At 64.0% G+C, this 7,653-nt stretch carries 7 protein-coding genes and 1 pseudogene; 4 read left to right on the top strand and 4 right to left on the bottom strand.

Annotated elements, in window-relative coordinates; genetic code table 11:
* Window positions 1-237: 237 nt before the first annotated feature.
* Complete coding sequence (locus tag Q8K05_RS16665; RefSeq protein ID WP_305247733.1) at window positions 238-1,365, top strand: OmpA family protein; 1,128 nt, start codon at window positions 238-240, stop codon at window positions 1,363-1,365.
* 115 nt (window positions 1,366-1,480) lie between these two features.
* Complete coding sequence (locus Q8K05_RS16670; RefSeq protein WP_305247734.1) at window positions 1,481-3,187, top strand: AarF/ABC1/UbiB kinase family protein; 1,707 nt, start codon at window positions 1,481-1,483, stop codon at window positions 3,185-3,187.
* A gap of 190 nt (window positions 3,188-3,377) precedes the next feature.
* Here the strand turns inward: Q8K05_RS16670 and Q8K05_RS16675 are convergent, their stop codons facing one another.
* From Q8K05_RS16675 to Q8K05_RS16690, 4 genes are all read right to left on the bottom strand, one after another.
* Window positions 3,378-4,049, bottom strand: coding sequence for a hypothetical protein (locus tag Q8K05_RS16675; protein WP_305247735.1), 672 nt, complete (start codon window positions 4,047-4,049; stop codon window positions 3,378-3,380).
* Between the two features lie 446 nt (window positions 4,050-4,495).
* Entirely contained in the window at window positions 4,496-5,071 is a 576-nt protein-coding gene (locus Q8K05_RS16680; protein WP_305247736.1) for an NnrU family protein, read from the bottom strand.
* 88 nt (window positions 5,072-5,159) lie between these two features.
* A complete protein-coding gene (locus Q8K05_RS16685) occupies window positions 5,160-6,383 on the bottom strand; it encodes a Fic family protein (protein WP_305247737.1) in 1,224 nt (407 codons plus the stop codon).
* A gap of 302 nt (window positions 6,384-6,685) precedes the next feature.
* Window positions 6,686-6,892: a hypothetical protein gene (locus tag Q8K05_RS16690; protein ID WP_305247738.1), complete on the bottom strand. Its 207-nt coding sequence runs from the start codon at window positions 6,890-6,892 to the stop codon at window positions 6,686-6,688.
* Window positions 6,893-7,241: 349 nt separating this feature from the next.
* On the opposite strand from Q8K05_RS16690, the gene Q8K05_RS16695 reads away from it, so the two are divergent.
* Both Q8K05_RS16695 and Q8K05_RS16700 read left to right on the top strand, forming a co-directional pair.
* On the top strand, window positions 7,242-7,541 hold the full coding sequence (locus tag Q8K05_RS16695; protein WP_305247739.1) for a hypothetical protein: 300 nt from the start codon (window positions 7,242-7,244) through the stop codon (window positions 7,539-7,541).
* Window positions 7,534-7,653 (top strand): annotated as a pseudogene (locus tag Q8K05_RS16700) (very short patch repair endonuclease); the annotation flags it as partial. The gene Q8K05_RS16695 and the pseudogene Q8K05_RS16700, both read left to right, overlap by 8 nt.

The following is a 7,653-nucleotide window of genomic DNA, read 5'->3' on the forward strand; positions in this document are numbered from 1 at the left end:
GGACCAATCGATCACCCTGGAAACAGGCGCAGTCTTGAACGGCAGGGCGTTGACGCGGATTGGCGCAGTTTCTTTGGACACCAATACTGTTACAAAGCCCGCCCCTTAAGGCTTGCGGCGCTAAACGTGAGGATCGGCAGAGTCAGCTCTGCCGATCTTTCAACAAGAGACGAACGAATATCGCCAATGTTGCAGATGCAACCGGCACAACAGTTTTAGATCCTCCTGGAGAACAACATGAAATTAATAAAAGCATCAGGAACACTGGGTCTGGTGGCATTCGCTGCCCTGGCCAGCCCCTTCGCCATGGCGCAAGACGCCGGCTGGTACGGCGGCGCCAGCGTCGGCCAGTCCCGGGCGACCATCGACGACGCGCGCATCAGCAGCGGCCTGCAGAGCGGCGGTTTTACGTCCAGCACCATCGTCGACGACGACCGCTCCACCGGCTACAAGATTTTTGGCGGCTACCAGCTCAACAAGAATTTTGCGCTTGAAGGCGGCTACTTCGACCTCGGAAAGTTCGGCTACACCGCGACCACGGTCCCGCCGGGCACCCTGAACGGGTCCATGAAGGTTCGGGGCCTGAACCTCGACCTGGTGGGTACGCTGCCCCTGACTGAAAAGTTTTCAGCGTTTGGCCGGGTCGGCGTGAACTACGCGCAAACCCGCGACACCTTCAGCGGCACCGGCGCCGTCAGCGTCACCAATCCCAACCCCCGCAAAAACGACACCAACTACAAGGTCGGCCTGGGGCTTCAGTATGCGTTCACCGATTCGCTCGCCATGCGCGTCGAAGCCGAACGCTACCGCGTGAACGATGCGGTGGGCAACAAGGGCGACATCGACCTGGTCTCGGTCGGCCTGATCTACCGCTTTGGCGCCAAAGCGCAGGCGCCTGCACCCTACGTGGCCGCGCCCGCCTATGTGGCCGCAGCGCCCGCGCCAGCCGTAGTGGCACCGCCACCACCACCACCGCCGCCGCGCTTCGAGAAATACACCCTGTCGGCCACCGAGCTGTTTGCCTTTGACAGCGCCGAGCTGCGGATGCCGCAACCCAAGCTCGACGAAATCGCCAACGCCCTCGTGGCCAACAGCGAGATCAACGACGTGGTCATTACCGGCTACACCGACCGCATCGGCTCCGGCAGCTACAACCAGACGCTGTCAGAGCGCCGGGCCAACACGGTCAAAAGCTACCTGAGCGCCAAGGGCGTCAGCGCCAACCGCCTGAAAGCCCAAGGCAGGGGCGAAGCCAATCCGGTGGTTGAATGCAGCGACAAAAAACGCCCGGCGCTGATCAAATGCCTGGAGCCCAATCGCCGCGTGGAAGTCGAGCAAATCACGATCGAACGACGCGTGCAATAAACGCCGGCCCACACCGGTCAAAACGCCATTCAAAAGGGCAGCGGACACATGTCCGCTGCCCTTTTTGCGTTGCACTGCCCCAGCACATCAGCAGGCACAGGGCTATCATCCGCCCATGCTGATAGAGACCCTGAGCGCCGCGCGCGACATGCGCCGCCTGAATGAAATTGCCGGTGTGCTGATTCGCCACGGCTTTGCCGACAGCGTGCGCCGCCTCGGCCTGGCCGACAAGCTCGAACGCGCCGGCCACGCCATCCGCTGGGATGCTGCGGCCGACCTGGCCCGCATCGAGCCGCCGGTGCAGGTGCGGCTGGCCATGGAAGAGCTCGGCCCCACCTTCGTCAAGCTCGGGCAGATTCTGGCCGGCCGCGCCGACCTGTTTGGGCCCGACTGGATTGCCGAGTTTGAAAAACTCCACAGCCACGTGCCCGCCGTGCCGCTAGAGCTGTTGCGCCCGCAGTTGCGCCTGGACCTGGGCGGAGAACTGGAAGACGTGTTCGCCCGCTTCGACACCGCGCCGCTGGCGGCCGCCTCGATTGCCCAGGTGCACCGCGCGCAGCTCCAGGACGGCACCGAAGTCATCGTCAAAATCCGCCGCCCCGGCATCACCGACGTCATAGAGGCCGACCTGCGCCTGCTCGGCCATGTGGCCGCGCTGGCCGAAACCGAGCTGCCCACCCTCAAGCCCTACCAGCCGCAACAGCTGGTGCGCGAGTTTGCCAAGTCGCTGCGGCGCGAGCTCGACCTGGCGGCCGAATGCCGCCACGCCGAACGGATTGCCGCCAACCTGGCCGGGGTGCCCCACATCGTGATCCCGCGCGTGCACTGGGCACACACCAAAGAGCGCGTCAACGTGCAGGACTACGTGGGCGGCGTGCCCGGCGGCCAACTCGCGCAGTTGACGCCCGAGGCCGGCTTCGACCGCCCCCTGCTGGCCCGGCGCGGCGCCCAGGCCGTGCTCAAAATGATTGTCGAAGACGGCTTTTTTCACGCCGACCCGCACCCCGGCAACGTGTTTTACCTGCCGGGCAACCGCATCGCCTTCATTGACTTCGGCATGGTCGGCCGGCTGTCGGCGCGGCGGCGCGAAGACGTGCTTGAACTGATGCTGGGCCTGGTCGAACGCCAGCCGAAGGCCGTGGTCGACGTGCTGCTCGACTGGACCGGCGACGAGCACAGCGTGAACCCGGCACAGCTTGAAGCCGAGATCGAAGCCTTTGTCGACCAGTACCACGGCACCCCGCTGGCGCAGCTCAACCTGAGCCAGATGCTGTCCGACATCACGGCCATCCTGCGCGAGCACCGGCTGGGCCTGCCGCCCGACTTGGCGCTGCTGATCAAGGCCTTCATCAGCCTCGAAGGCATGGGCCGCGGCCTGGACCCCGACTTTCACATGGCCGCCGAAGCCACGCCGCTGCTGCGCCAGGTGGCGCGCGCCCGCCTGCAGCCCCGGGTACTCGCCGCCCGCACCTGGCACACCCTGCGCCGCACGCTGGCCGTGGCCGAGCAGCTGCCGCACGATGTGTCGCGCCTGCTGCGCAACGCGCGCCGCGGCCGGGTGCACGTGGGCATAGAACTGGCGCACCTCAGGCGCGTGGGCAACCAGATCGACCGCGCCGCCAACCGCCTGACCATGGCGCTGGTGATTGCCGCGCTCATCATCGGCTCGTCAATTGTGATGACGGTGAAAGGCGGCCCCACGCTGCTGGGCCTGCCGGTCTTCGGGTTTCTGGGTTTTATGGGCGCGGTGCTGGGTGGCCTGTGGCTGGTGCGCGCCATGTGGCGCAGCAGCCGGAGTCGCGATGCCGATGATTCGGACTGAGGCGTGCCGGCGCCAACGCCTGTTTTGCTATTTTTTCAATAGCTCCTTGCGCGCTGTCTGCCTGAGCCACAGCCATTATTTGCTTGAAAATTTCCAAAAAAACAGCACTTGCCTTTCGACAAATGCTGCTGGGTGGGGCGGCCGCTCAACGCGCGGCTAAGGGCCGCTTGACGCCCTGACCGGTCCGTCGTTATCGGGCCGGAGCGTTGCCCTGAACGGCGGCACCCGCCTTGACGTTGGCGTTACCGCCCGCAGCCATACCGGCGCTGGCATTGCCCGCGCCCTGCACGCCGGCATCCACGGCCTGGTTGACGCTTTTCGCGCCGCGCTGGACCTGCGCCTTGGCGCCTTGCGCCACCCGCTTGCCGCCTTGTGCGGCCGCGCTGCCCGCTGCCTGGCCCGTGCCGCGCACACCGCCCAGCAACTGGCCAGCGCCCTCGGTCACGCTGTTCACGGCGCCAGCGGCGTTCACCCCACTGCCGGCCTCTGCACCGGCCGAGCCCGCAGCGCCCATGGCCGCCATGCGCTGCTCAGCCGTCACGTTGCCGTTGGCGCCAGCGCGCACACCGGCATCCAGACCCACGCCCGCATTGGCCGTGCCGCCAGCGGGCTGCACGGCGGTATTAGCGCCTATACCCAAGCCCACGCCCACCCCTGCACCGCCGACCAGCGCAGGGCCAGCCGCCACAGCGGCGCCGGACAAGCTGCCGTCAAGCCCCAGGCCGGCGGCGTGCACTGAAGCGCCCCATGCCATGGCGGTGGTCAGCACCAGCAATGAAGGCAGGGCCCGCAACAGCCTTGGACGGGCCATGCGGGAAAGAACCTGTGCGTTGGAAGATGGAATGTTGTTGAAACTGGGCATTGAAGCTCCTGCTGTTGAAGAAGACTTCATCTTCTGCGCCCCGCATGTCCGCCCCGTTTCCGCTTTGTTGACTTTGTAAGTCAATGCGCAGCCCTTGTGAAAGGGAACCCTCAGGTAAGTGAGCGCTAACAATCAAGCCTGTATTCACCATGTGGAAGGGCCGAGGCCCCTGTGTGTAGCGCCTGTCAGCATCCGCAACACGATTTGCCCCCCGCCCCGCCGTATTTGGCCTTGCCAGGAACGCGGCTGCCAGTGCCGGGCACGCTGCAAGCATTCACCACGTCCCCTTCACAATCGCAGGCGCCTTGTTCCCCGGCATCGGGCGGTAGACCCAGCCGCAGCCGTTCTCAAAGTCGCGAACTTATCATTTTGATAGCTGCTTGCACCCGCCCTGTATGGGCAAAACGCATTTTTGACTCATAAACACCGCAGCCGCCGCCCCACGGTCAAAGCGGCCGAATGCCCATCAAGACCCCGTGCGCCCAGAACGCAAACAGCGCCCAGGCTGCGCTGCCCGCCACCACCGTGATCGCCGTGCCCCAGGCTGTGCCCGCCGGGTAAGTGGTTTGCGCGGCCAGGTCCCGCCCGCGTGCCGCGCGAAAGCTCAGCACCGACCACAGCAGAAAGCTGCCAAACAGCACCCCATGCGCCACGTTGCCGTTGGCCAGCAGGTGCGCCACCGCCCAGACCGCCACCGCCAGCACCATCGGGTGATGCAGCCGCGCCTTGATGGCATTACGCGGCACATAGGCCGCCGCCAGCAAAACAAAGGCCACCAGCGTCAGCAGCCACGCCACATGGCGCATGAAAGACGGCGGCCACCACATCTCCACCGGCTGCTGCCGCGCCAGGCCAAAGCCCCACACCACCAGCCCCAGGCCCACGGCCGACAGCAGCGCGTACAAGCCCTTCCACGTCGCCTCGCCCAGTTGCCTGATCATGGCCGTGCGCCAGCCTTCGGCCACGATGCGCGTGGAATGCACGCCCAGAAAAAGAACCAGCCCCAGAATCAGCATGCCCATGGTGTCGCCTCCCTGCAAAAAAATGAATCGATTATGCGGCGGTGCAGCACCTTGATGGACACGCTTTACCGGAAAACTGCTATTTTATTTATAGCTGCCCGCACTGGTTCAGCTTGGGTTTTAGGCCTTCATCGCGCGTATCACGGCCCGCCTCGGCTTCCGGCCACAGCCCCGGAAAGTAAAAGCGCAGCGCATGCTGCGGGACGCCAAAACGCAGCTTGCCGTGCGGCGAGTCCGTGGCCAGCAAGCCTCGCTTGAGCAGCGCCGTCACCTGCGCCGTGGCCAGCCGTTCGCCCAGCCCCAGCAAGGCCTTGAAGTCACTGCGCTCCAGCGCCGACTGCGTGAGCAGCAGGTAATGCAGCGCCCGCAGCGACTCGCTGCGTACCCCCTGACGCACCACGTTTTCCTCATAGGCCAGGCAAGCCGCGATCCGGTCCTTCAGGCCCGACAAATCCAGCAGGCCCGCCATCAACGCCACCTGGTCGCTGCACAGCGCCAGCACATAACCGATCCACGCCACCAGCGCGCGCTCAGACCGCTCGCCCGGGCCATCCAGCCCACCGGCGCGCGGCGCATCGGCGGCGGCCAGCTGCGCACGGTAGGCCTGGCCGCCGCGCGCAAAGCCGCGCAACGGCGACCACAGCCCCTGCGTCAGGCCCAGCGCACCCAGCGCCAAATGCGTGTGCAGCCGCGCCACCCGGCCATTGCCGTCCGGAAACGGGTGAATCCACGCCAGCCGGTGGTGCGACGCCGCCACCGCTACCAGTTGCAGCTCACCCCGCCGCACGCCGCCATACACCGCGCCCCAGCGCGCCAGCAGCGCACCCACCGCCGCCGGCGCGGGCGCCGCATGCGTCGCCACGAACGCCGCGCGCCTGCGCAGGGCGCCCGGAACCATCGCATCGCCTGCTGGCAACACCAGGTCAGCCTCCGGCAGGCGCGCAAAAAGGTCCTGATGAATATCGCGCACCATCTGCGCCGACCAGACCCGCTGCATCGACCAGCCACTCCAGCGCGCTTCCAGGGCAGATTCGGTGTCCATGTGCGCCAAAACCCGCCGCTGGCGTCGCGCCCCCGCTTCATCCAGCCCGTTGCCCAACACATCGCCGCGGTGCAACGCCCGCTCCATGTCCAGCGGCGACACCTGCAGCCCCTCCAGCGTGAGGCTGTCATACGCATTCATTGCCCGCAACAGCCGCCTCAGCTCGGCCGGCGCGCCCGCGCCCGCCAGCCGCTGCGCCGCCTGCTGCAGGTCATGCGCCTGCTCCAGCAGGGGCGCCAGCTGCGGCTCGCCCGGCAGCAAAGGCGCCATGTATGAATAATGATCAGCTGTGGATAACTTTTGCGACTTTGTAGACATGATTAAGTCTATGTCGCTAAACAGTATTTTTAGATTTATGCGGAAATTTTTGCGACTCTATTTGCAGAAGTCATCCGCATGAAGATGCCATCACGCTCCCGCGCCTTGAGGGGTCCACGCCGCGACCCGGCTTGTGCGCTAAACAGCCCACGCGGGATGCCGATGGCTGACGCGCCAGCCACGACGCCATTGCCCGGCGTGCGCCGGCCACCCGCCATCGCGGCAAGTGAAGATGGCCTACAAGTCCGCAGCGGTCAGCGCCCGGGACTGCCTACCGGCCCGCGGCGCGACTGCGACTGGTTGCTGCCGCCCACATGCGCCTCGCGGTCGCTGCGGCTGTCCGGCGTGCGCTTGCCCTGGTTCAACTGGGTAAGATCTTGTTCACCGACCTTGTTGGTGTCGTTGTCGACCTTGCCGGTATGCGGTTCCTGTTTGTCGCGCGGGTTTTGTGGTTTCGTCATGGCGGTTTCCTTGTAGTGGATAAGCAGAAACGCTTTACAGGCACGCCCTGCAAAGTGCAGGATGAAAGCCAAGGCTCAAACCCAAGCATCACCCCGCTCCCCATTGTTGGAAAAAATCGCCACCCGATGTGTCAGAAAGTGTTTCATTTCCAAGGAAGACAACATGAAATTCCAGTCCAATTTGCTGCTTTATAAATAGCGGTTTACGCCCGTGACCATTGCGCCAAGTTCCTGTTTAGTACTCGAACCAGCTAAAGACAGGAGAATTTAGCTACATGGCATTTGCCAGGTGACCATGGACCTGTTAACCTGGTAATCCAGCGCATCCGATTAACAAGGAGCACAAAACATGTCCGACTCCCGCATTCCTCAACTTACTGGCACATCAAAAAAGGCAGCACTTGCGTGGCTAACGACTTTGCACAAGGAAGGAATGCTTTTCTGCCTTGACGACGACCCCAGAGACATCTTGAAAATTTCAGACGATTCGCGACTATTCACGGACGACGAAGCCACAGAAGTTTCGGGAATTCTCAACCGCCTGTTTATAAAGCTTGGGGACGAACTTCATGGCTTGGCCTTTGAAGTTATTAGCAGGACTTTCCATACAAAAGCAGAGCGAAAAGCGTTTAAAACTCTGAATGACTGATGTAGTTGACAAGGCTACACGCAGCCGGATGATGGCCGGAATCCGGTCGAAAAACACAAAACCAGAGACGATCATCCGAAAGGGCTTGCATGCCCGGGGTTTCAGATACTCC

It is taken from the genome of Polaromonas sp. (assembly GCF_030682935.1).
Classification (GTDB): Bacteria; Pseudomonadota; Gammaproteobacteria; order Burkholderiales; family Burkholderiaceae_C; genus Polaromonas.

Coding starts and splice junctions, on each gene's coding strand:
- Q8K05_RS16690 (WP_305247738.1), bottom strand. CDS start 6,892: ATGACGAAACCACAAAACCCGCGCGACAAACAGGAACCGCATACCGGC.
- Q8K05_RS16670 (WP_305247734.1), top strand. CDS start 1,481: ATGCTGATAGAGACCCTGAGCGCCGCGCGCGACATGCGCCGCCTGAAT.
- Q8K05_RS16665 (WP_305247733.1), top strand. CDS start 238: ATGAAATTAATAAAAGCATCAGGAACACTGGGTCTGGTGGCATTCGCT.
- Q8K05_RS16675 (WP_305247735.1), bottom strand. CDS start 4,049: ATGCCCAGTTTCAACAACATTCCATCTTCCAACGCACAGGTTCTTTCC.
- Q8K05_RS16680 (WP_305247736.1), bottom strand. CDS start 5,071: ATGGGCATGCTGATTCTGGGGCTGGTTCTTTTTCTGGGCGTGCATTCC.
- Q8K05_RS16685 (WP_305247737.1), bottom strand. CDS start 6,383: ATGGCGCCTTTGCTGCCGGGCGAGCCGCAGCTGGCGCCCCTGCTGGAG.
- Q8K05_RS16695 (WP_305247739.1), top strand. CDS start 7,242: ATGTCCGACTCCCGCATTCCTCAACTTACTGGCACATCAAAAAAGGCA.